Annotated in this window: 21 protein-coding genes; 10 read left to right on the top strand and 11 right to left on the bottom strand. The window is 66.5% G+C overall.

The genetic code is table 11. The annotated features are described in order from the left end of the window. Positions 1-86: 86 nt before the first annotated feature. On the bottom strand, positions 87-1,334 hold the full coding sequence (locus tag MKI88_RS16250) for a TetR/AcrR family transcriptional regulator (protein WP_241632488.1): 1,248 nt from the start codon (positions 1,332-1,334) through the stop codon (positions 87-89). Positions 1,335-1,429: 95 nt separating this feature from the next. On the opposite strand from MKI88_RS16250, the gene MKI88_RS16245 reads away from it, so the two are divergent. Continuing rightward, positions 1,430-2,200 carry an acyl-CoA thioesterase II gene (locus tag MKI88_RS16245; RefSeq protein ID WP_241632486.1) on the top strand — a complete coding sequence of 257 codons (771 nt, stop codon included), beginning with the start codon at positions 1,430-1,432 and terminating at the stop codon, positions 2,198-2,200. Positions 2,201-2,212: 12 nt separating this feature from the next. Here MKI88_RS16245 and MKI88_RS16240 read toward each other — a convergent pair whose 3' ends face one another. From MKI88_RS16240 to MKI88_RS16230, 3 genes are all read right to left on the bottom strand, one after another. Further along, positions 2,213-3,259, bottom strand: a complete 1,047-nt coding sequence (locus MKI88_RS16240) for a YeiH family protein (RefSeq protein WP_241632484.1) — start codon at positions 3,257-3,259, stop codon at positions 2,213-2,215. 13 nt (positions 3,260-3,272) lie between these two features. Continuing rightward, on the bottom strand, positions 3,273-4,985 hold the full coding sequence (locus tag MKI88_RS16235) for an amidohydrolase family protein (RefSeq protein WP_241632482.1): 1,713 nt from the start codon (positions 4,983-4,985) through the stop codon (positions 3,273-3,275). Between the two features lie 62 nt (positions 4,986-5,047). Continuing rightward, a complete protein-coding gene (locus tag MKI88_RS16230) occupies positions 5,048-5,488 on the bottom strand; it encodes an OsmC family protein (RefSeq protein ID WP_241632480.1) in 441 nt (146 codons plus the stop codon). 67 nt (positions 5,489-5,555) lie between these two features. On the opposite strand from MKI88_RS16230, the gene MKI88_RS16225 reads away from it, so the two are divergent. After that, entirely contained in the window at positions 5,556-6,179 is a 624-nt protein-coding gene (locus MKI88_RS16225; protein ID WP_241632478.1) for an NADPH-dependent FMN reductase, read from the top strand. A 63-nt stretch (positions 6,180-6,242) separates the two neighbouring features. Here MKI88_RS16225 and MKI88_RS16220 read toward each other — a convergent pair whose 3' ends face one another. Further along, entirely contained in the window at positions 6,243-6,827 is a 585-nt protein-coding gene (locus tag MKI88_RS16220; protein WP_348636266.1) for a TlpA disulfide reductase family protein, read from the bottom strand. A 16-nt stretch (positions 6,828-6,843) separates the two neighbouring features. Here MKI88_RS16220 and argH point away from each other — a divergent pair, with 16 nt between their 5' ends. The 4 genes from argH to MKI88_RS16200 are packed head-to-tail and all read left to right on the top strand — an operon-like array spanning position 6,844 to position 10,540. Next, positions 6,844-8,220 (top strand): argininosuccinate lyase, encoded by a 1,377-nt coding sequence (gene argH / locus MKI88_RS16215; RefSeq protein ID WP_241632533.1) that lies wholly within the window; start codon positions 6,844-6,846, stop codon positions 8,218-8,220. Further along, the gene (locus MKI88_RS16210; RefSeq protein ID WP_241632476.1) at positions 8,217-8,459 is read left to right on the top strand and encodes a lipoprotein; all 243 of its coding nucleotides are present in this window, start codon (positions 8,217-8,219) and stop codon (positions 8,457-8,459) included. The genes argH and MKI88_RS16210 overlap by 4 nt, the downstream gene beginning before the upstream one ends. Before the next feature lie 3 nt (positions 8,460-8,462). Next, on the top strand, positions 8,463-9,734 hold the full coding sequence (lysA, locus tag MKI88_RS16205) for a diaminopimelate decarboxylase (RefSeq protein WP_241632474.1): 1,272 nt from the start codon (positions 8,463-8,465) through the stop codon (positions 9,732-9,734). A 44-nt stretch (positions 9,735-9,778) separates the two neighbouring features. Continuing rightward, positions 9,779-10,540: a bifunctional precorrin-2 dehydrogenase/sirohydrochlorin ferrochelatase gene (locus MKI88_RS16200; RefSeq protein WP_241632472.1), complete on the top strand. Its 762-nt coding sequence runs from the start codon at positions 9,779-9,781 to the stop codon at positions 10,538-10,540. 7 nt (positions 10,541-10,547) lie between these two features. On the opposite strand, the gene MKI88_RS16195 is transcribed toward MKI88_RS16200, so the two are convergent. The 3 genes from MKI88_RS16195 to mgtE form a co-directional block, all read right to left on the bottom strand. After that, on the bottom strand, positions 10,548-11,135 hold the full coding sequence (locus MKI88_RS16195) for a response regulator (RefSeq protein WP_241632470.1): 588 nt from the start codon (positions 11,133-11,135) through the stop codon (positions 10,548-10,550). A 78-nt stretch (positions 11,136-11,213) separates the two neighbouring features. Then, positions 11,214-11,618, bottom strand: coding sequence for a DUF1489 family protein (locus MKI88_RS16190; RefSeq protein ID WP_241632468.1), 405 nt, complete (start codon positions 11,616-11,618; stop codon positions 11,214-11,216). A gap of 35 nt (positions 11,619-11,653) precedes the next feature. Beyond that, positions 11,654-13,069: a magnesium transporter gene (mgtE, locus tag MKI88_RS16185; RefSeq protein ID WP_241632467.1), complete on the bottom strand. Its 1,416-nt coding sequence runs from the start codon at positions 13,067-13,069 to the stop codon at positions 11,654-11,656. 275 nt (positions 13,070-13,344) lie between these two features. Here mgtE and MKI88_RS16180 point away from each other — a divergent pair, with 275 nt between their 5' ends. Next, the gene (locus MKI88_RS16180; protein WP_241632465.1) at positions 13,345-13,794 is read left to right on the top strand and encodes a peptidylprolyl isomerase; all 450 of its coding nucleotides are present in this window, start codon (positions 13,345-13,347) and stop codon (positions 13,792-13,794) included. Positions 13,795-13,847: 53 nt separating this feature from the next. On the opposite strand, the gene MKI88_RS16175 is transcribed toward MKI88_RS16180, so the two are convergent. Continuing rightward, positions 13,848-14,738 carry a LysR substrate-binding domain-containing protein gene (locus MKI88_RS16175; RefSeq protein WP_241632463.1) on the bottom strand — a complete coding sequence of 297 codons (891 nt, stop codon included), beginning with the start codon at positions 14,736-14,738 and terminating at the stop codon, positions 13,848-13,850. A gap of 281 nt (positions 14,739-15,019) precedes the next feature. On the opposite strand from MKI88_RS16175, the gene MKI88_RS16170 reads away from it, so the two are divergent. Beyond that, positions 15,020-17,320 (top strand): CDC48 family AAA ATPase, encoded by a 2,301-nt coding sequence (locus MKI88_RS16170; protein WP_241632461.1) that lies wholly within the window; start codon positions 15,020-15,022, stop codon positions 17,318-17,320. Here MKI88_RS16170 and MKI88_RS16165 read toward each other — a convergent pair. Then, positions 17,271-18,575 (bottom strand): MFS transporter, encoded by a 1,305-nt coding sequence (locus tag MKI88_RS16165; protein ID WP_407073372.1) that lies wholly within the window; start codon positions 18,573-18,575, stop codon positions 17,271-17,273. The genes MKI88_RS16170 and MKI88_RS16165 overlap by 50 nt on opposite strands. 189 nt (positions 18,576-18,764) lie before the next feature. Here MKI88_RS16165 and MKI88_RS16160 point away from each other — a divergent pair, with 189 nt between their 5' ends. Beyond that, a complete protein-coding gene (locus MKI88_RS16160) occupies positions 18,765-19,394 on the top strand; it encodes a class I SAM-dependent methyltransferase (RefSeq protein WP_241632459.1) in 630 nt (209 codons plus the stop codon). A gap of 6 nt (positions 19,395-19,400) precedes the next feature. On the opposite strand, the gene MKI88_RS16155 is transcribed toward MKI88_RS16160, so the two are convergent. Then, the gene (locus MKI88_RS16155; protein WP_241632457.1) at positions 19,401-20,573 is read right to left on the bottom strand and encodes a phosphatidylserine/phosphatidylglycerophosphate/cardiolipin synthase family protein; all 1,173 of its coding nucleotides are present in this window, start codon (positions 20,571-20,573) and stop codon (positions 19,401-19,403) included. Positions 20,574-20,696: 123 nt separating this feature from the next. On the opposite strand from MKI88_RS16155, the gene rpoZ reads away from it, so the two are divergent. Continuing rightward, positions 20,697-21,041, top strand: a complete 345-nt coding sequence (gene rpoZ / locus MKI88_RS16150; protein ID WP_241632455.1) for a DNA-directed RNA polymerase subunit omega — start codon at positions 20,697-20,699, stop codon at positions 21,039-21,041. The last annotated feature ends 130 nt before the right edge of the window (positions 21,042-21,171 follow it).

The raw sequence follows: 21,171 nt of genomic DNA, 5'->3' as shown, positions 1-21,171 counted from the left end.
ACGCGGGGCGGCGTCCGGCTGCGGCCGTGATTGAGCTTGCATAATCGAGCGCCGCGGCGACGGCTCATGGCGCCAGCGACCGCAGGTCAGGCGAGCATCCGGTCGTCGAAAAGCCCGAATGCCAGCGTCGAGGCGTAGAGGCCGATCGCATCCGCCGGAGCAAGTGCATCGGCCCAGTTGTGCAGCTCATAGGCGGCGTTGAGCATCGCCACCAGCGTCTGGCTCGCGACCAGCGGATCGACCGCACGGACCGATCCTTCGCTGATCCCATCGATCATCATGCCCGCAAAGCGGCGCGCGACATGGTCGGATCGCTCGACCATCGCCCCGCGCACGCGGCTCGGCAGTGCCTGAAGCGCGGTCGTCCGCAAGAGCGGGCCGCGTTCCGAAAACTGCACATCGAGGATCATCGCCATCGCCGAGCAGAGCCGCTCCCACTGGCTGCCGTCGGCGCGGTCGGCGGCGCGCTGCGCCTGCGTCTGTATAGCGAAGCTGTGCGCGAAGCAGTTGACGACCAGTTCGTCCTTGGCATCGAGGTGGTGATAGAAACTGCCCTTGGTCACATTGAGCTCGGATGCGATGCGCTCGACCGAGGCCCCGCGATAGCCGCGCTCGTTGATCAGCCGCGTGGCCGCCTTGAGAAAGTTGCGCCGCGCAAGCTCGGGCCCCTCGGGCGAGGCATCCTCGGCGAGCAGCGTGCTGACCGGCGCCCAGGCCGCGCCGCGTGGCGCCAGTCCGGTGTCGAACAGCTCGAACATCCGCGCGGACAGGCGGGGGAATTCGTCGGTGGCATAATGTTGCAGCCAGCCGGGCAGCCAGAAGATCGTCTCGACCAGCACGTGCGTCCGCGCCGTGAGCAGCGCCTTGGCGCGCTCATTATCCGCTGCGCCGAAAAAGCCGCGGATGCGGCGGAGCAATCCGCGGTAGCGATCGGCCAGAGCCTCGCGCTCCGGGCCCTCCATGGCGCGCAGGTCGGACAGCACCGTGAACGGGGGCTCGTCGCCATCGCGAATGCGCGCGCGCTGCGCGAAGCTTTCGTCGACATAGGCGCGGACGCGCGATCGCGGATCGGGCGCGCGTTCCGCGGACTCGACGATCGCCTCGATCCGGTCGAGCGAGCGATCGTAGCAGGCGGCGGCGAGCACCTCCTTGCGCTTGAAATAATAGGTTACGCTGGTGGTGTTGAGCCCGACCATGGCCGCGACGTCCGCCAAGGTCATGCCAAGCGCGCCATTCTCGTTGATCTCGGCTGCGGCCGCGTCGAGGATCAGCTCGCGCTTGCGCTGAAAACGCGCGGTCTGGGTCCGGTTCGTCGTGGCGGTATCGCTGCTCATAACGGAAGTGCTAGCAATTTGCGCTGTACTCGAACAGTCGGTCTTGTATCGGGAGCGCGATAAACCCTATCCAGGACGCACCGGAGAGGAACCGCATGACGACACTGGCCGATATCCTTGCGGGCGCGGCGCCCGGCGACACCGGGTTGCGATTCGAGATTCCACCGACCTGGATGCAGGGGCGCACCGCCTATGGGGGGCTTTCGAGCGCACTCGCGCTGCATGCGGCGTGCACGACGGCCGAGGATCTGCCGCCGTTGCGGACCGCGCAGATATCCTTCGTCGGACCGCTGGCGGGTTCGGTCGAAGTCGCGACGCGGACGCTCAGGCGCGGCCGGACCGCCGCGTTCGTCGGCGCCGACGTCGTCAGCGAGGCGGGGCTCGGGCTTGGTGCGACCTTTGTCTTCATGGGCGACCAGCCATCGCATATCGACCATGTCGCACTGCCTGCGCCGGCCGCATTTCCCGATCGGCCGTCTGCACCGCGGACCAGCGAGAGGGCCGATTCCTTCTTCCGGAATTTCGAATTCATCGACGCCGAGGGCGACTTCGGACGTGCCGACTGGGTGCGCTGGGTGCGCCTGCGCGAGCGTGACGGGCTCGATCCGATGATCGCGGTGATGGCCGTCGCCGATGCGCTGCCGCCCGCGGCGCTGCGGCTTGCGACCGAGCGCGGGCCGATCAGCTCGATGACCTGGCTGGTCAATATGCTGACCGCCGAGCCGCGGACGCGCGACGGCTGGTGGCTGCTGAGCTCACGCGCCGAATATGCGCGCAGCGGATGTTCGAGCCAGACGATGACGATCTGGAACGCCGATGGCGTCCCGGTGGCAAGCGGCATGCAGAGCGTGGCGCTTTTCGTCTGAGGCGCGATCCCGTCAAGTGAGCAAAGCCGCAGCGCTTGCGGCGAGCGCGAGCGCGACGAGCGTCGGGATGACGACCGCGAGCATCGGCCGCGCTCCGCTGTCGAGCAGCGTGTTCATCGGCGAACGCATGCCTGTTGCTGCGACCGCGCAGGCGAGCATCGCGCTTGCCGCCTGCTGGGCGAAATCGCCGACCATGGCGGGGATCGCGATGGCCGAATTGAGCGCGGCCAGTGCGAAGAAGCCGATGACGAACCAGGGGAGCCGGAAGAAGGCGGCGCGGCTGGTGCCTTCGGTCTGGAAGCAGAGCGCGACGATGGCGAGCACGGGGGCGAGCATCGCAACGCGCGTAAGCTTGACGATCGCGGCGGTCTCGCCCGCATGCTGCGAGAAGGAGTAGCCTGCGCCCAGCGCCTGCGCGACGTCGTGGATCGAGGCGCCGATCATGAAGCCTGCGCCGGTCTCGCCGAGGTCCATGAAGCGCGCAATGATCGGATACAGGAACATCGCGAACGAGCTCAGCGCCGATATGATGACGAGGACGAGCGTGAGCTGCGCCTGGCTCGCGCGCCGTTCGCCGAGCACGGCAGCGAGCGCGAGTGCGGCCGAGGCCCCGCAGATCGCGACCGCACCCCCCGCGAGCGTACCGAAGGCCGCGCCAAGCCCGAGCGCGCGCGACGCGAGCACCCCCGAACCGATCGTAACGGCGACGATCAGCAGCAGCGCGACGAGCGCCCAGGGGCCGAGATCGGCGACCTGGCCGATGGTGATGCGCAGGCCCACCAGGACGATGCCGAACCGGAGCAGCGTGCGCGATGCGAAGGCGAGGCCCGGCCCCAGCCGTGCGTCGGCGCTGAGGAAGTTGAGCGAAAGCCCGATCAGCAGCGCCATCAGCGTCAGTGGCGCACCATAGTGATCGGACAGATAGCCGGCGGCGAGCGTCGCGAGCGCGGCGACGCCGAGCCCGGGCAGGTAATGGATCGGGGTTACGCGCGGCGCAGGCTCGAGATCGCCGTAGAGATCGGCGCCCTGCGGCAGCCGTCGTGCGCCTGAAGCCGTCATCGCCGCGCCCGCGTCACTTGCACCGCCCGCCGTCGGGCCAGCCCGTCCAGCCCGCACCGCGAACCACCCGGCCGGGCTTCGCACCCGTATGCTCGCCGTCCCTGAGCACGGGGACGCCATTGACGATCACGTGTCTCATGCCCGTCGCATATTGCGCGGGCTTCGCGACCGTCGCGCGATCTGCAATCGTGGCGGGGTCGAAGACGACGATGTCGGCGAGATAGTCGCGCGCCAGCCGCCCGCGCTGCTTCAATCCCAGATTCTCGGCGGGCAACGCGGAGAGGCGGCGGATCGCGTCGGGCAAGGTCGCGGCCTTCTGGTCGCGCACATAATGACCGAGCACGCGCGCAAAGGTGCCATAGGCGCGCGGGTGGTTGTTGTATTTGAGGAAGACACCCTCGGTCGCCGCGGCTTCCTCGTCGGATCCGAAGCTCATCCAGGGCAGGCCGATCTGGCGACGGACATTGTCCTCCGACATCAGCCGGTAGAGCGTGCCGACGCGTGAGCCGTCCTCGATCACGAGGTCGATCGCGGTGTCTTCGGGGCTCTTGCCGCGCATCGCGGCGACCTCGGCCAGCGTCTTGCCGGTGAGTGGTTTGAGCGCCGGGTTCTTGAAGCCGACAACGATCAGGTTTTCCGCGCCGCCCGCGGCACGGTAGAGATTTTCCCAACCCTCGCCCGGCGCCTTCATCTCCGCGATGACGCGCGCGCGAATCTTCGGGTCGCGCAGCCGTTCGATCCATGTCTCCAGCCCGCCCGCCTGGACCCAGGTGGGCATCGCGGCATCAAGCCCGGTGCCCGCGATCGCATAAGGATACATGTCGGCGGTGATCCGCAGCCCCTGTTTGCGTGCATCCTCGATCCGCGCGATGGCGGCATCGAGCTTGCCCCAATTGTCCTGGCCCGCCTGTTTCAGATGATAGATTTCGGCGGGTGCGCCGCTTGCCCTCGAGATCTCGATCAGTTCGTCGATCGCCTCGATGAGCCGATCGCCTTCCGAACGCATATGGCTGATATACATGCCGCCGCACTGCGCGGCCTCGCTCACCAGTGCGATGAGTTCGGGAGTCTCGGCATAGGAGGCGGGCGCATAGATCAGCGAGGAGCCGACGCCCATTGCGCCCTCCTGCATCGCGGTACGGACGATGCGGCGCATTTCGGCGAGCTGCGCGGGGGTCGGATCGACATCGTCCTCTCCGAGCACATTCTCGCGGACGGTGGCAGCACCGACAAAGGATGCAACATTGGTCGAGACGCCCTTTTTCGTCAGGAAGTCGAGATACTCGCCGAGCGTCGTCCAGGTGATCGGATATTTGATGTCGCCCTGTCGCTCGACCACGAGCTTCTTCATCTGCGGGTTGAGCGGGCCGCTGCTCGTCCCCTCGCCCATCACTTCCAGCGTCACGCCCTGGCGAATGTCGCTCTGCGCGCGGCCGTCCTCGATCAGCGAGTCATTGGCCCAGCTCAGCATGTTGATGAAGCCCGGTGCGACCGCCAGACCCTGCGCGTCGATCGTTTCCTTGGCCGTCCCGGGTGCCTTGCCGCCGAGGTGGACGATGCGATCGCCCTTGACGGCAATGTCTCCGACCACGCCGGGCGCGCCCGACCCGTCATATAATGTGCCGCCGCGGATCAGCAGGTCGTATTCGGCCGCGGGGGGAGCGCTCGCGCCGATCAGCGCCGCCAGAAGCAACGATGCGGACATGCGACGAATGCGAAACGCCATGAACTACCCCCTCGATTATGATCTTCAGCCTTGTTGCAGAGCCTCTCACCAATTCCAATCGATTAGCGCCCCCCGCGCGGGTCGCCCGCGATGGTTGCGATGACCGGCGTGCCCATCAGCGTGCGATGGACGGGGCATTTGCCCGCGACCTCGATCAGCCGCGCGCGCTGCTCGTCGGAGAGCGCGTCGCCGTGGATATGGACGGTCTTGGTGAAATTGTCGGTCCAGGCGGGCTGGCCCTCGACGCCGCCCTTGCGGTGCGTGAGGCTGACCGAGACATGGTCGAGCGGCCAGCCCTTGTCACGGGCGTAGAGCCGCACCGTCATCGCCGTACATTCGCCGAGCGCGGAGAGCAGCAGGTCATAGGGCGCGGGCCCCAGATTGCCGCCGCCGACGCCCTCGGGCTCGTCGCCCGTCAGGACATGCCCCGAAACGTCGATGCGAACGGCAAAGGCGCTCTCGCCGGTTTCGCTCACATGCGCCTCGATCCGTCCATCCGCCATGCATGATCTCCTTCGTTCGCGGACAAGCACCTTGCCCGGACCGCAGATTTCTTCAATAGCAGCGGGCATGTCGAGCATCGAAACCCGTCCGCCGCTCATCGTCGGGCTTGGCGGCACCGCCAAGCAATGCAGCGCGAGCGAGCGCGCCTTGCGCCATGTGCTCAGGCGCTGCGAGGCGCATGGCGCGGAGACGCTGCTGTTCGACGGGCCGTCGCTCGACATTCCGATGTATGCGCCCGAGATCGCCGAACGTACCGACAAGGCGCGCGCGCTGATCGACGGGCTGCGTCGCGCCGACGGCGTCGTCATCGCGTCACCCGGATATCACGGCACCGTCTCGGGCCTGATCAAGAACGCGCTCGATTATGTGCAGGATATGGCCGCGGACGAACGCGTCTATTTCGAAGGGCGCGCGGTCGGTCTGATCGCGGTGGCGGCGGGCTGGCAGGCGACGGGAACGACGCTCGCGACGCTGCGCTCGATCACGCATGCGCTGAGAGGCTGGCCGACGCCGATGGCGGTCGCGGTCAATTCGATGATGCCCGTGTTCGATCCCGATGGGGAGGTGTGCGATCCGGCGATCGTCCAGCAGCTCGACGTCATGGCCGGGCAGGTCGTCAGTTTCGCGCGGATGAAGGCGCTCCACGATCTGGGCCAGGCGGCGAGTGTTGCGGAAGACGCCAGGGGCTAAGGCGCGCAACGTCCGGCGACTGTTTGCGGCCGTCGGTGATGACGAACAGATGGTCGATCGCGTCTATCCGGCCTTGCCCAGCGTCTCGGCGAGCAGCGTGTTGGCGCGCGGGCCGTTCCAGTCCATGCCGCCGATGACGCGCCAGACCTCCTTGCCATCAGCGTCGTAGAGGATCGTGGTCGGCAGCATGCCGCTGGCATAGTTCAGGCCGAGCCGGTTCTCGGGATCGAGATAGGGTTCGAGCATCGCATAGCGGCTCTTCTCGAACCAGGGGCCGACAACCTCCTTGCCCTTCGAATCCTGCGAGACGGTGAGCACCTTCAACTTTCCGGCCTCGCGCTTCGCAAGCGCGTCGAGCGCGGGCATTTCCTTGATGCAGGGGCCGCACCAGGTCGCCCAGAGATTGACGAGCACGGGCTTGCCCCTGAACTTTTCGAGCGTGACCGTGCTGCCATCGGGCGCGGTGAAGCCGTCCTTTGGCATTGTGGCGCCGCGTTGCGCGATGTCGAGCGTGCCCGTGAAGGCTTCGGGCTGAACGGTTTCCGCGACGTTCGCTTGCCGGTCTGGCGCTTGCGGCGCGGGTTCGGATTGCCTATCGCAGCCGCCAAGTGCTGCCAGGCCGAGGATGAGAATGAACGAAGACCGCACCAAGGGCTCCAATAGCATGTGGGGCGGGCGTTTCGAGGAGGGCCCGGCCGCTGTCATGCGCGAGATAAACGCGTCGATCCCCTTCGACAAGCGCTTGTGGCGGCAGGACATCGCAGGGTCGAGGGCGCATGTCGCGATGCTTGGCGCACAGGACATCGTCGGCGCCGATGATGTCGCGGCGATCAACCAGGGGCTCGATGCGATCGCGGCCGAATATGAAGCGGGTGGCGTCCCCGAGAATCTCGCGCTGGAAGACATCCACATGGTGACCGAGAGCCGGCTCGCCGAACTGATCGGTCCGGCAGCGGGCAGGCTCCACACCGCGCGCTCGCGCAACGATCAGGTCGCGACCGATTTCCGGCTGTGGGTGCGCGACGCGATCGACATGGTCGAGCCCGCGCTTGCCGCGCTGCAAAAGGCGCTCGTGGCGCGCGCCGAGGAACATGTCGCGAGCGTCATGCCCGGCTTCACTCATCTGCAATCGGCACAGCCCGTCACCCTCGGCCATCATCTGATGGCCTATTACGAAATGATCGGCCGCGATCGCTCGCGCTTCACCGATGCGCGCCGGCGGCTCAACCAGTGCCCGCTGGGCGCGGCGGCGCTTGCGGGTACGGGCTACCCGATCGACCGGCATGCCACGGCGGCCGCGCTCGGCTTCGACAAGCCCACCGACAATTCGCTCGATTCGGTCTCGGACCGCGATTTCGCGCTCGACTATCTGATGGCGGCGACACAGTGCGCGGTGCATCTGTCGCGGCTGGCCGAGGAATTCATCATCTGGGCGAGCCAGCCCTTCGGCTTTGTCTCGCTTTCGGATCAGTGGTCGACGGGCTCGTCGATCATGCCGCAAAAGCGCAACCCCGATGCCGCCGAGCTGGTGCGCGGCCATAGCGGCCGGATCGCGGGCTGCATGGTCGCGCTGACCATGACGATGAAGGGCCTGCCGCTCGCCTATTCGAAAGATATGCAGGATGACAAGCCGCCGGTGTTCGAGGCGCACGACCTGCTCGGCCTCTCGATCGCGGCGATGACGGGAATGATCGAAAGCGCCACCTTCCGTACGGACCGGATGCGCGCGCTGGCCGAGAGCGGCTTTGCGACCGCGACCGATCTTGCCGACTGGCTGGTGCGCAAGGCGGGGCTTCCCTTCCGCGAGGCGCATCACGTGACCGGACGCGTCGTCAAGCTGGCGGAGGAACGCGGCGTTACTTTGGGCGAACTGCCACTCGACGTGCTCCAGTCGGTCGATCCGCGTATCACCGAGGATTGTTTTGGCCTATTGGGCGTGGATGCTTCGGTAGCGAGCCGCACGAGCCATGGCGGCACCGCCCCGTCCGAGGTGCTCAAGCGGATCGTCGAGGCAAAGACTGCATTGGGAATGGCTGCATGAGAAAACTGGTCATCGTCTCGGCACTTGCACTGGCGCTTGCCGGATGCGGCAGCAAGAAGCCGCTGGCGCGCCCGGCGGGGGATCAGGTTCCCCCGGTGCCCGCAGCCGCACGGACCGCGCCGACGTCCGAGGATATGCTCACGCCTGACGATCAGGCGCGCCCCGAGCGCCAGGACGAGATACTGAAACAGTCCCAGGAGCGCGAGGACGACAAGTTCGACCTTCCGCCGACGGCCTGATCCATGGACCATTTCGAACTTCGCAGCGGCAGGCTGCATGCCGAGGATGTGGCGCTGGAGGCGATCGCCGAGGCGGTCGGGACGCCCGTCTATGTCTATTCGCAGACGACGATCGAGCGCCATGCGCGCGTATTCCGCGATGCGGTTTCGGGTGCGGGCAGGGGCGAGCCGTGGATTTCCTTCGCGGTCAAGGCCAATCCCAATCGCGCGGTGCTTTCGGTGCTCGCGCGCGAGGGCTTTGGCGCCGACGTGGTCTCGGCGGGCGAGCTGATCCGCGCGGTCGCCGCGGGCATCCCGGCGAACAGGATCATCTTTTCCGGCGTCGGCAAGAGCGCCGACGAAATGCGTCTCGCGCTCGCGCACGGGATCGGCCAGTTCAATCTGGAATCCGAGCCCGAGGCCGAGATGCTCTCCGCGATCGCGGCCGAGCTCGAGGTCGAGGCGCGGGTGGCTTACCGCGTCAATCCCGATGTCGATGCGGGAACGCACGCCAAGATTTCGACGGGCAAGTCCGAAAACAAGTTCGGCATCCCGATCGACACGGCGCTGGCGGCCTATGCGCGGGCGGCGGCGTTGCCGGGGCTCAAGATGCAGGGCGTCGCGGTGCATATCGGCAGCCAGTTGACCGCGCTGGAGCCGCTCGAAGCGGCTTTCACCAAGATTGGCGCGCTGGTGCGCGAGCTGCGCGCGGCGGGGCACGACATCACCGTTGCCGATCTCGGCGGCGGGCTGGGCGTACCCTATGACCCCGCACTGCCTGTGCCGCCGAGCCCCGCCGAATATGGCGCGATGGTCAAGCGCGTGACCGAGGGCTGGGGTGTCCGGCTCGCCTTTGAGCCGGGCCGCCTGATCGTTGCAAATGCAGGCGTGCTGCTGAGCCGCGTGATCCGCGTCAAGGACGGCGTCGCGAACCCGTGGGTGATCGCGGATGCTGCGATGAACGACCTGCTGCGCCCGAGCCTGTACGATGCATGGCACGACATCCGCGCGGTGACTCCATCGGGCGAGCGCTTCGCGGCCAATGTCGTCGGGCCCGTCTGCGAGACCGGCGATACCTTCGCGCTCGCGCGCGAGATGGACCGTGTGGAGGCGGGCGATCTGATCGTCTTCATGACTTCGGGCGCCTATGGCGCGACGATGGCGAGCACCTATAACAGCCGCGCGCTGACCCCCGAGGTACTGGTATCGGGCAATCGCTGGGCGGTGGTGCGCGCGCGCCAACCGCTCGAAGCGCTGATCGCCGCGGATTCGGTGCCCGACTGGCTGGGTGACTGACGCGCCGCTTGGCAAGCGCAACGTACCGCGCGACAAGACGCGAGATGCATAGCCTGCCCATATTCCTGCGGCTGGAAGGCCGCCCCGTGATCCTGCTTGGCGAGGGCGCTGCGCGCGACGCCAAGGCGCGGCTGATCGCGCGGGCGGGGGCAATCGTCGTGGGGGAGGACGGCGAAGCCGCGCTCGCCATCGTCGCGATCGATGACGAGGCGTCGGCGGTGGCCGCGGTGGAGCGCCTGAAGGCGCGCGGCATACTTGTCAACGCGGTCGACCGTCCCGCTTTGTGCGACTTCACGCTTCCCGCGATCGTCGACCGCGATCCCGTTCTGGTTGCGATCGGGACGGGAGGCGCGTCGGCCGGGCTCGCCAAGGTGCTGCGCCAGCGCATCGAGGCGCTGCTGCCGGCCTCATTGGGCGCGCTTGCGGTGGCCCTTGATGGTGCCCGTGCGGCGATCCGCGCGCGCTGGGTCGAGCCCGATCAGCGGCGGCGCGCGATCGACGCGGCGCTCGAAAATACGCTCGATCCACTGCGCGAACAGGATCGCGACGCGGTGGCACGCTGGCTGGCGGCCCCCGACGCCATCGTCGAGACGGGGCTCGTCACCATCGCGCTGCGATCCGACGATCCCGACGATCTCAGCCTGCGCGAAGCGCGGTTGCTGGGCCAGGCCGACACCGTCTTTCATGCAGAGGCGATTCCGCCCGCGATCCTCGCACGCGTGCGCGCGGATGCGGCTCGCATGGCGGCTTCGCCCTCCGAGCCACTGCCGCCCGGGCTTTCGATCCTGCTGATCGCCGCAGCCTGAGCCGAGCTCAGCCGCCCAACTGCTCGACCTGTTGCTGAAGCGCCTGAAGCGAATCGGCGAGACGCTGGCGATCGGCCAGTATGTCATGGACCCTGGAACGCAGCTCGCCGATCTCGATTGCGCGATGTGCGATCCGCGCATCGAGCGTTTCGTTGGAACGGCGCAGCGCCTCGTTTTCCTGCGCGCGCTCGACGAGCCGGCGCATCCGCGCATCGAGCACCTCGAATTCGAAGGGCTTGGCGACATGATCGTCCGCACCGGCCCCCAGCGCCTCGATGACCGCGCCGGGATCGCTCCGCGCGGTGATCATCAGTACGGGGGTGTGGCGGCGGTGCTGCATGGCGCGGATCTCGCGCAGCACGGTGTTGCCCGACATCCCCGGCATCACCATGTCGAGCAGGACGAGGTCGAAGCTGCGTCCCTGGATGCGATCGAGCGCTTCCTGTCCGCTGGCGCACAGGCAGCAGCGATAGCCCATCTGATTGAGCCGGCGGCCAATGACCTGGAGGTTGGTCCGGCTGTCGTCGACGACGAGAACGTCGAGCGGGGCGCCCGGGGGCGTCGCTTGGACCGCACTGAGCGGAGACAGGGCCATATTCACTCCGGCTGATATTTCTCAGACCGGGACATTTAGGACAAAGCCCTCACGATTTGGTTAATGAACTGCCAATTGTCACAAAAGCGCGAGCGCGGAGAGCTCGCCCAGCATCGCGGGGGGCAGTTCGTCGGCGTCGCCGAGAGCGCCCAGATCCGCGGGCGCGTCGCTGGTCGTGAGATAGCGCCAGCCCTGATGCGCGCGCCGCGGGCGCGGCTGTACGGTGACGAGGCGCGATTCGAGCCGGATGATCCACCGCTTTTCGTTCTCCATTTCCTCAAAGCCGAGGATCGTCTGGCGCGCGACGAGCTTGTGCTTGATGATCCAGTAGAGCGATCCCCCGATCAGCTCGTCGTGGCGCGTGGGGCGGTAGCGCGTGGTGACTTCGGCGACTTCGTTCTTGCTGCGCGCGGCGATCCGCTGGGTGAGGATTTCGAGCGACGCGCAGCCGACAGCGACCTTGGTGAGATTGAGTTCGGCCATGGCCCCACTTGGGGGGCTCTGCGCCCGGGATCAAGCTATCCTGTAAGCCCGGTTGCCGCCGCGAGGCCCAGAAACACGAGAAAGCCCATCGAATCGGTCGTCATGGTGACGAATACCGAGGAAGCGACCGCGGGATCTGCGCCGTAACGCTCGAGCGTCAACGGTACGAGCACGCCCGCCATGCCCGCGATGAGGATGTTGGTCATCATCGCCGCGGCTATCACGGCGCCGAGCTGCGGATTGGTGAAGGCGAGCGCGACGCCAACGCCGATCACCACCGCTACGGTGGCGCCGTTGAGCAGCGCGACCCGAATCTCGCGCCGGATCGTCCGCCAGGTGTTCGACTGGGTCAGCTGGTTGGTGGCGAGCGCGCGCACGGTGACCGCCATGGTCTGCGTTCCCGCATTGCCGCCGACGCCTGCAACGATCGGCATCAGCGCGGCAAGCGCCACCATCTGCTCGATCGTCCCCTCGAACAGGCCGATGATGGTGGAGGCGACCAGCGCGGTGGCGAGATTGGCGATCAGCCAGCGCACGCGGCTCTTGTAGCTGTCCATCACGGGCTCGTTGATGTCGCCTTCGCCCGCGCCAGAGAGCTTGAGGATGTCCTCGCCCGCTTCTTCCTGAATGATGTGGACGATGTCGTCGACGGTGATCATGCCGACGAGCCGACCCGACTGATCGACGACGGCCGCCGAGATCAGCGCATATTTCTGGAATTTGAGCGCGACCTCTTCCTGGTCCATGTCGACCGGGATCAGCGTCTGTTCACGCGCCATGACGTCCGAGATCGCGATCGAGCGCGGCGTGCGCAGCACCCAGCTCAGCGCGCAGCAGCCCAGGGGATGATGCGCAGCGTCGACGACATAGACCTCCCAGAAATCGGTGGTCAGATCCTCGTTGCTGCGCAGATAGTCGAGCACATCGCCCACGGTCCAATGCTCGGGCACCGCGATCAGGTCGCGCTGCATCAGGCGGCCCGCGGATTCCTCGGGGTAGGACAGCGCCTCCTCGATCGCGGCGCGATCGTCGGGCGCCAGCGCGCGGAGCACGGCGCGCTGGTCGTCCTCCTCCATGTCCTCGATGATCGCGACCGCGTCGTCGGTGTCGAGTTCGCCCGCGATCTCGGCGACCTGATGCGGATCGAGCGCGTCGATCAGGTCCTCGCGGACCCAGTCGTTCATCTCGGCGAGGACGTCGCCATCGAGCAGATCGGGCAGTGTCGCCGCGAGCGCCTGACGGCGATCGGACGGCGTGAGTTCGAACAGGTCGGCGATATCGGCAGGATGAAGCGGTTCGACGAGCGCACGCGCGCCCTCCGCATCACCCGAATCGACGCGTTCGAGCACATTGGTCACGAATTCGGGGGTCAGCCGGTCCTCGGCGTCGTGGCTGGGCTCGGCCGCCGCCATCGACTCCTCGGGCAGATGTTTCAGCTCGGTCTCGGACATTGCGGCCTCCCCTCGTGAAACACGGCCCCGGCAATATTGTTGCTCTAGGCGCACAAAACGGCACAGGCAATCCACCGAATGCCCGTCAAAAGGGATGTTTTCGCGGCCGCTATCGGCTATATATGGCCCAGGCTTACCGCAAGCCCCGGCGGAGGTGGCGTATATGCGACCCGCGCTGCCTCCGCCTCCCTTTTGGAACGAATGTCCGCGCCCTTTCCCTGTCGTCAGGGATCGCTATATGGGGCCCAGTTTTCCAACATTTGCGGGAGCCGATCATGGCGGACACACTTACCCTGACCCTCGACAATGGCGGCGATGTCGTCATCAAGCTGCGCTCCGATCTCGCCCCCGGCCATGTCGAACGCATCGGCCAGCTCGCCGATGAAGGCTTTTACGACGGCGTGATCTTCCACCGCGTGATCGACGGCTTCATGGCGCAGGGCGGCGACCCGACGGGCACGGGCATGGGTGGTTCCAAGCTTCCCGATCTGCAGGCCGAATTCAGCCGCGAGCCGCATGTGCGCGGCGTCTGCTCGATGGCGCGCGCGATGAACCCCAACAGCGCCAACAGCCAGTTCTTCATCTGCTTCGACGATGCGCGCTTCCTCGACGGCCAGTATACCGTGTGGGGCGAAGTGACCTCGGGCATGGAACATGTCGACGCGCTGCCCAAGGGCGAGCCGCCGGCGAACCCCGGCAAGATCGTGACCGCACGGACGAGCTGAGCACGACCGGCGCCTGCCCCGGCGCAAGCCGGGGTTGAGCCGTCTTTTTCCCGTTACGCGTCCCGCGCTTCGAACAAGGGCACCAGCCAGTCGTGAAACAGCCGCACCGGCCGCGTTTCCAGCGCGCGCGGACGGCATGCGAACCAGTAGCTGTACGGGCTCTCGACCTCGATATCGAAAAGGCGCACGAGCCGCGGGTCTTCGGCGTCCTCGAGATGGCTGTCGAGCATGAATGCGACGCCGAGGCCTCCGGCTGCGGCCTCGAGCATCAACTGACCCGAATCGAAATGGTCGATTGCGACGGGTTCGAGCCCCTCGAGCCCCAGGGCATTGCGAAACACCTCGAATGTCTCGGGCATGTCGCGGTGGATGAGCACCGTGGTCCGCGCGAGATCCTCGGGCACGCGGATCGCATTGGGGCCTTCGGTGAGCTTGCGCCCCGCGATCGGATAGACGCGATTGCGTCCGAGCCGTCGCGAATAGAGTGCCGGGTCGATCTCGCGCGCCAGCGGGATCGCCACGTCGAGCCCCTCGCCAAGCCGCGACAGGCTGTGCGCCGCGGTGTCGATATCGAGATGCAGTTCGGGATGCTTCGCACGCAATTCGGGCAGATGCGGCATCAGCTTTTGCGATGCGAACAGCGGCAGGATGCCGAGCCGCAGCCGCAGCACGTCGTGATTGGTCGAAAGATCGTCGATCGCGAGGCTCAGCATGTCGATCGCCGGCGCAATCTTGCGCAACAGCTTCTCGCCATCCTCGGTGAGGACCAGTGCCTGATGGCGCCGGCTAAACAACGCGCGTCCGAGGAAACGCTCAAGCGCCTGAACGCGCCGGCTGAGCGCGGGCGAAGACAGCGCCAGCTCTTCGGCCGCAGCCTTGATCGAGCCGAGCTTCGCGACCTGCACAAAGGCCTCGATGGCGGTCAGGGGTGGCAAACGCCGCATCTACACTCCCTCGTTACGCATGTGGCGGATCCAGGCCGCCAGATCTCAGTATTGGTTGTCCGTGACACTTTTATGATTGCATAATATGCAAGCGTAAAGAGCCTTTTCGCACTTGCAACATTCTTTGCTGCGCTGCACATGGAGCAGGCCTTTCAGGCATCCTCTCCTAAAAACTTTCACGGCCGGTCCTTTTTGGATCGGCCTTTTTTTTGTTCCGGGGTCGAAAGCGCCGGAGGGGGCACCTATCTTGCCGCTGTCGTTGATAGCGGAGCATATGGCCGATGGCTGACGAGGAAACCCAGGGGCGGCGATTGCAGGTCGCCAATGCGCGGCCCGAGGACAGCGGCCGCGGCCTTGCCCGGCTTTCGCACGCATCAATGCAGGCGCTCGGTCTTGCCGAGGGCGATGTCGTCGAAATCATCGGCAAGCGATCGACCGCGGCGCGCGCGGTATTGCCCTATCATGAGGATGACGGGCTCGAGCTTGTCCGGCTCGACGGCCTGCAGCGCGCCAATGCCGGCGTCGGCTCGGGCGACTTCGTTGAAATCCGCAAGATCGAGACCAAGCCCGCGCAGCGTGTGGTGTTCGCACCTGCACAACAGAACCTGCGTCTTCAGGGGTCGACCAATGCGCTCAAACGGACCTTTATCGGGCGTCCGGTCTCGTCGGGCGATGTGATCGCAACGGTCGGGCAACAGCAGGTCGACCGTGGCGAGATGCCGCAACAGCTGCGCCAGATGCTCGCGGCGCCAGCCTATGCGCTCCAGGAAATCCGCCTCACGGTGGTCTCCACCAGCCCCAAGGGCATGGTCCATATCGATGCAGAGACCGAGATCGAACTGCTTCCCGAATATACCGAACCCAAGGAAGCGCGCCGCGCCGACGTCACCTATGACGATATCGGCGGGATGGCGGCGACGATCGACCAGCTTCGCGAGATGGTCGAACTGCCGCTGCGCTACCCCGAGCTTTTCCAGCGCCTCGGCGTGGATCCGCCGCGCGGCGTTCTGCTCCACGGCCCGCCGGGCACGGGCAAGACGCGGCTCGCGCGCGCGGTCGCCAATGAAAGCGATGCCGAGTTCTTCCTGATCAACGGCCCCGAGATCATGGGCTCGGCCTATGGCGAGAGCGAGAAGAAGCTGCGCGAGATCTTTGAGGCCGCGCAGAAGGCCGCGCCCTCGATCCTGTTCATCGACGAGATCGATTCGATCGCTCCCAAGCGCGGCCAGGTGCAGGGCGAGACCGAGAAGCGTCTCGTCGCGCAGCTCCTGACCCTGATGGACGGGCTGGAGGCGCGCACCAATCTCGTCGTGATAGCGGCGACCAACCGCCCCGAGGCGATCGACGAGGCGCTCAGGCGGCCGGGTCGCTTCGACCGCGAGATCATCGTGGGCGTGCCCGACGAGCGCGGTCGTCGCGAGATCCTGGGAATCCACACGCGCGGCATGCCGCTGGGCGACAAGGTCGACCTCGCAGAACTTGCGCGGACGACCTATGGCTTTGTCGGCGCGGATCTCGCCGCGCTCGCACGCGAGGCTGCCATCGAGGCGGTGCGCAGGATCATGCCGAAGCTGGACCTCGCCGCGGGAACGATCCCGGCCGAGGTGCTCGATACGCTGTCGGTCACGCGCGAGGATTTCATGGCCGCGATCAAGCGCGTCCAGCCCTCCGCGATGCGCGAGGTGATGGTCCAGGCGCCCAATGTCAGCTGGGACGATATCGGCGGGCTCGACGACGCGCGCGAACGGTTGCGTGAAGGCGTCGAACTGCCGCTCAAGGATCCCGACGCGTTCCGCCGGCTCGGCATCCGCCCCGCCAAGGGCTTCCTGCTCTATGGCCCCCCGGGCACGGGCAAGACCCTGCTTGCCAAGGCGGTCGCGCGCGAGGCGGAAGCGAACTTCATCGCGACCAAGTCGAGCGACCTGCTCTCCAAATGGTATGGCGAAAGCGAGCAGCAGATCGCGCGTCTCTTCGCGCGTGCGCGGCAGGTCGCGCCCTGCGTGATCTTCTTCGACGAACTCGACAGCCTCGTCCCCGCGCGCGGCGGCGGGATGGGCGAGCCGCAGGTGACCGAGCGCGTGGTCAACACGATCCTCGCCGAGATGGACGGGCTCGAGGAACTGCAGTCCGTGGTCGTGATCGGCGCGACCAACCGGCCCAATCTGATCGACCCCGCGTTGCTCCGGCCCGGGCGCTTCGACGAACTCGTCTATGTGAGCGTGCCCGACGAGGGTGGACGCCGGCGTATCCTCGGCATCCAGACGGGCAAGATGCCGCTGGGCGACGATGTGGATCTCGACGATCTCGCAAAGCGCACCGATCGCTTCACGGGCGCCGATCTCGAGGATCTGGTCCGGCGCGCGGGCCTTTTCGCGCTGCGCCAGTCGCTCGACGTCGAGAAGGTCGCGATGGCGCATTTCGAAAAGGCGCTTGGCGAGACGCGCGCTTCGGTGACGCCCGAGATGGAGCGCGAGTATGAGACGATGGCCGCGCGGCTCAAACAGGATGCGCTGAAGATCGACCCGATCGGCTTTATCGCTCCCGGGATGCTCCGTCCGCGGGGTCAGAAGGGTCAAGAGTGACCCAGGCATAGGCGAAGAGCAGGACGAGCGCGGCGGCCGCGGTGTAATAGGGCAGCGGCCGCCACAGCTCGTACATGCCGACCCCGATCGACGGCCCCAGCACGAAGGCGGCGCCGTTGATCGAGGTCACCTTGCCCGCAACCGAACCCTGCGCCTTGGCGCCCACCGCCAGCGACGAGCCCGCGGTGAAGCCGGGGCGGGTAAAGCCGAAGCCGAGCGAGGACAGCGCGAAGGCGGTCGCTATGCCGTAGAGGTCGGTCGCAAGCCCGGTCAGCGCGCAGCCGATTGCCGACAGCACCAGTCCGATGAGCACCAGCGCGCGCGGTTTCAGCCCCAAAATCGGGATCAGGCCCCATTGCACGAGCAGCGCGGCGCCCGCGCCCATCATCAGCACGATCCCCGTCGCCTGCAGCGCGACCTCGAGCGAGCCGCCGATCCGATCGATAATGAGAAAACCGATCGCCTGCCCCGTCATGGCCTGCGCATGGCCCATGACCAGGCCGCAGAGCAGCCAGGGCCATATGCGCGGGTCGCGCAGACGCACCTCGACCGAGTGCGCACCGATCGCGGCGGTCACCGTGGCCCCTGTCGACTGTCCGCCGATTGAGGGATAGCTCGCCGCCGCGCCATGCGGATGCGCGATCGGGCGGTCGTCGGGAAGCAGCCGCCATGCCGCGATCGACACGGCGAGGCCGATCAGCGCGAAGACCAGCGCGGGACCCGCCATGCCGACCACGGGGAGCACGAAATAGGGCCCGAGCGCGGGGCCGAGAATGGTGCCCAGCCCGAATGCCGACGCGAGCAGCGTCAGCGCCTTGGTCCGTTCGTCACGGCTGGTGCGCGCGGCGACCATGGCCTGTGCGGCAGGCGGCGTCGCGGCGCCAAAGGCGCCATAGATCAGCCGGCCACCGATAAAGGCGACGAAGGTGAGTGCGGGCGCGAGCCAGCCAAGAATGCCCGCCGCGAGAAAGATGCCGCACAGAAGCGTCGAAACCGTGAACCCGGCGAGCCCTGTCACCACCATCGTGCGCTGGCCGTGGCGATCGAGCCGCTTAGCCCAGAAAGGTGCTGCCAGCACCCAGACCGCCGCCGACACCGAAAACGCCGCGGCGACCACGCTGTCCGCGACCTTGAGCGAGCGCCCGAGCGCGGGAAGCACCGACTGCATCGCGGTGTTGCCCGCCGCGATGGTGAGCATGACGACAAAGAGAAGTCCGAAATCGCGCCGACGCGCGCGCTCCTCAGCGCTCAACATCGACATGGCAGCGGGTCACGCCTTTGTCGGCGACCGCTCCGTCCGGTTTCATGCCCATGCCGCCCCGATACGCCGGAACGATGCGCGAACGAAAGGAAAAACTGCGGTATCGATGGGTTAGGCTCTACTTGAACAAGCCGCCTTTATTTGCGAGGGCTCGTAACACTGTTGTCACGGACGAGGAATTTCATGCCCGCATCATCCGCAAAGACCGAGCGCAAGCTGCCTGCCTGGGTCGCCGAGTGGGCGCGGCAACGTTCCGGTCCATGGGCAATGTTCTTCAAGGGATTTCTGAAGCATCCCGTGATGGTCGGCTCGGTCATCCCTTCGTCGGACACGCTCATTGCCAACATGCTCGGCCCCGTCGACTGGGCCAATACCAAGGTCTTCGTCGAATACGGGCCGGGCGTCGGCACATTCTGCCGGCCGATCCTGAAAAGGCTCGCGCCCGATGCAAAGCTGATCGCGATCGACACCAACCCCGACTTCATCGAATATCTGGGCGAGGAAATCCCCGACCCGCGTTTCGTGCCCGTGCTTGGGTCAGCCGCCGATGTGCGCCAGATCCTTGCCGATCATGGCCATGACCATGCCGACTATGTTCTCTCTGGCCTGCCCTTCTCGACGCTCCCGACGGGCGTGGGTCCGGCGATCGCCGAGGAAACCCAGGCCGCGCTGCGTCCCGGTGGCGCATTCCTCGTCTATCAGTTCTCGCCCAAGGTTCGCGACTTCATCGCGCCGCATTTCGCGCGGATCGACCATGGCTTCGAATTCTGGAACATCCCGCCCGCCCAGCTCTACTGGGCGTGGAAGGACTGACGGCCCTCAATCGAGGCCGAGATTGAGCCGGCGCGTGACGGTATAGTCCATCACGTTCACCACGAACCATGACAGCGTCCAACGCACGCGGTTGAGCCAGGTCGCGCGCGCCTTGTGAAGCTCGGGCGTGATACGTTCGCAATCGGCGAGTTCGCTCTCGAAGAATGCGCGCATATGCGCGGCAAAGCCCGCATCCTCGATGCGAAGCATCAGTTCCATGTTGAGGAACAGGCTGCGGATGTCGAAGTTGGCCGAACCGACATAGGTGACGTCGTCGATGATCATCAGCTTCATGTGGAGCAGGCTCGGCAGATATTCGTAAACCTCGGCGCCGTGCTTGAGCAGGCCCCCGTAGAGCAGCCGCGCCGCCCCCACGGTTGCCGCGTTGTCCGAACGCTGCGCGGTGATGAGGCGCAGCGAGCCTCCACGTTTGGCGACGTTGCGCGCGCGCTTGAACATGGAGCGGCTCGGCGAAAAATACGCCTCGATCATGTCGGCGCGCCCGGCATGTTCGAGATCGTGCTTCACCGTCCGCGCCCAGGGGCTCAGCCGCCGCGTCGGGCCGCCGATCAGCCAGCGCAGCGCGCCTCCGGATGCGGGCGGCAGCGCCTCCGCCATCATTCGCCTCAGCGCGCGGAAGCTGGCATTGTCCGACCGCACCCAGCGATCGAGGCTGTCATAATAGGTGACGAGCCAGCCAATTGCGGGGCCGCGCACTTCGAGCCCGAGATCGCGCCACTTGCCCGCCTCGTGCGGCGCGAAATAATCGTCCGCGACATTGAAGCCGCCGATGATCGCGGCCCGGTCATCGGCAATCGCGATCTTCTGGTGGTTGCGCAGCAGATAGCGCCGGCCGAAGCGCGGCACGAACCGGCAGAGTTCGCAGCCGGCCTCGTTGAGCGGCGCGAAGAAGCTCGCAGGGGTGTCGCTGCTGCCGAAACCGTCGACGATCAGCGACACGCGCACGCCGCGATTCATCGCGTCGAGCAGCGCTTCGCGCACCGCGGTGCCCGTCGCGTCGGCCTTGAAGATATAATAATAGAGCCGGATCCGGCTGTGCGCGCTTTCGATCAGCGCAAGCAGCGCCCGCAGCCGCGCGGGCCCCTCGACGATCGGGACCAGCCGATTGCCGTCGACCTCCAGAGGCGCTTCGCGCCGTGCGGGGCGTCCGTCGTCCATGCCCGATCAATGGGTGCCGGGCGTGCAAAGGGCAAGGGAAAAGCCGCATTTCCTTGACTCGCGCGCCCGGCATGGCTACCTCGCCGGCTTACTTCCGATATTTGCCAAGCAAGTGGAGCGACTATGGCGCGCGTTACCGTCGAAGATTGCGTCGACAAGGTTTCCAACCGATTCGACCTGGTGCTGTTTGCGGCCCAGCGTGCGCGCCAGATTTCGGGCGGCGCCGATCTGACGCTCGACCGCGACCGCGACAAGAACCCCGTGGTCGCGCTGCGCGAGATCGCCGAGGAGACGATTCATCCCGAGGACATGAAGGAAGCCGTCGTCTCGATGCTCCAGCGCGTCCAGGTCGACGAGGATGATGCCGTCGACGAAATCGGCTCGCTCAGCCAGTCGGCCGAGGCTCTGCGCCTGACCGCGGCTGCCCCGCCGCGCAACCAGAATATCGGTGGCGACTACGACGGCTGATCGCGCCGTTCGCCGCTGAAATCGAAAAGGCCGGGCAATTGCCCGGCCTTTTTCGTTGGAGTGATGATGCCTCAGGCAGCCTTGTCGGTCAGCGGCTGCTTGGTCTCGCCGATCGCGCGAATTTCCTCGG

It is taken from the genome of Sphingomonas sp. LaA6.9, from assembly GCF_022601895.1.
Lineage (GTDB): Bacteria > Pseudomonadota > Alphaproteobacteria > Sphingomonadales > Sphingomonadaceae > Sphingobium_A.
Note: the sequence above shows the minus strand (reverse complement) of the source record. Positions and strands in the feature narration are given on the sequence as shown.

Excerpts from the sequence above, each read along its gene's own strand:
- MKI88_RS16250 (WP_241632488.1), bottom strand. The coding sequence starts at position 1,334 with ATGAGCAGCGATACCGCCACGACGAACCGGACCCAGACCGCGCGTTTT.
- MKI88_RS16245 (WP_241632486.1), top strand. The coding sequence starts at position 1,430 with ATGACGACACTGGCCGATATCCTTGCGGGCGCGGCGCCCGGCGACACC.
- MKI88_RS16240 (WP_241632484.1), bottom strand. The coding sequence starts at position 3,259 with ATGACGGCTTCAGGCGCACGACGGCTGCCGCAGGGCGCCGATCTCTAC.
- MKI88_RS16235 (WP_241632482.1), bottom strand. The coding sequence starts at position 4,985 with ATGGCGTTTCGCATTCGTCGCATGTCCGCATCGTTGCTTCTGGCGGCG.
- MKI88_RS16230 (WP_241632480.1), bottom strand. The coding sequence starts at position 5,488 with ATGGCGGATGGACGGATCGAGGCGCATGTGAGCGAAACCGGCGAGAGC.
- MKI88_RS16225 (WP_241632478.1), top strand. The coding sequence starts at position 5,556 with ATGTCGAGCATCGAAACCCGTCCGCCGCTCATCGTCGGGCTTGGCGGC.
- argH (WP_241632533.1), top strand. The coding sequence starts at position 6,844 with ATGTGGGGCGGGCGTTTCGAGGAGGGCCCGGCCGCTGTCATGCGCGAG.
- MKI88_RS16210 (WP_241632476.1), top strand. The coding sequence starts at position 8,217 with ATGAGAAAACTGGTCATCGTCTCGGCACTTGCACTGGCGCTTGCCGGA.
- lysA (WP_241632474.1), top strand. The coding sequence starts at position 8,463 with ATGGACCATTTCGAACTTCGCAGCGGCAGGCTGCATGCCGAGGATGTG.
- MKI88_RS16200 (WP_241632472.1), top strand. The coding sequence starts at position 9,779 with ATGCATAGCCTGCCCATATTCCTGCGGCTGGAAGGCCGCCCCGTGATC.
- MKI88_RS16195 (WP_241632470.1), bottom strand. The coding sequence starts at position 11,135 with ATGGCCCTGTCTCCGCTCAGTGCGGTCCAAGCGACGCCCCCGGGCGCC.
- MKI88_RS16190 (WP_241632468.1), bottom strand. The coding sequence starts at position 11,618 with ATGGCCGAACTCAATCTCACCAAGGTCGCTGTCGGCTGCGCGTCGCTC.
- mgtE (WP_241632467.1), bottom strand. The coding sequence starts at position 13,069 with ATGTCCGAGACCGAGCTGAAACATCTGCCCGAGGAGTCGATGGCGGCG.
- MKI88_RS16180 (WP_241632465.1), top strand. The coding sequence starts at position 13,345 with ATGGCGGACACACTTACCCTGACCCTCGACAATGGCGGCGATGTCGTC.
- MKI88_RS16175 (WP_241632463.1), bottom strand. The coding sequence starts at position 14,738 with ATGCGGCGTTTGCCACCCCTGACCGCCATCGAGGCCTTTGTGCAGGTC.
- MKI88_RS16170 (WP_241632461.1), top strand. The coding sequence starts at position 15,020 with ATGGCTGACGAGGAAACCCAGGGGCGGCGATTGCAGGTCGCCAATGCG.
- MKI88_RS16165 (WP_407073372.1), bottom strand. The coding sequence starts at position 18,575 with ATGTTGAGCGCTGAGGAGCGCGCGCGTCGGCGCGATTTCGGACTTCTC.
- MKI88_RS16160 (WP_241632459.1), top strand. The coding sequence starts at position 18,765 with ATGCCCGCATCATCCGCAAAGACCGAGCGCAAGCTGCCTGCCTGGGTC.
- MKI88_RS16155 (WP_241632457.1), bottom strand. The coding sequence starts at position 20,573 with ATGGACGACGGACGCCCCGCACGGCGCGAAGCGCCTCTGGAGGTCGAC.
- rpoZ (WP_241632455.1), top strand. The coding sequence starts at position 20,697 with ATGGCGCGCGTTACCGTCGAAGATTGCGTCGACAAGGTTTCCAACCGA.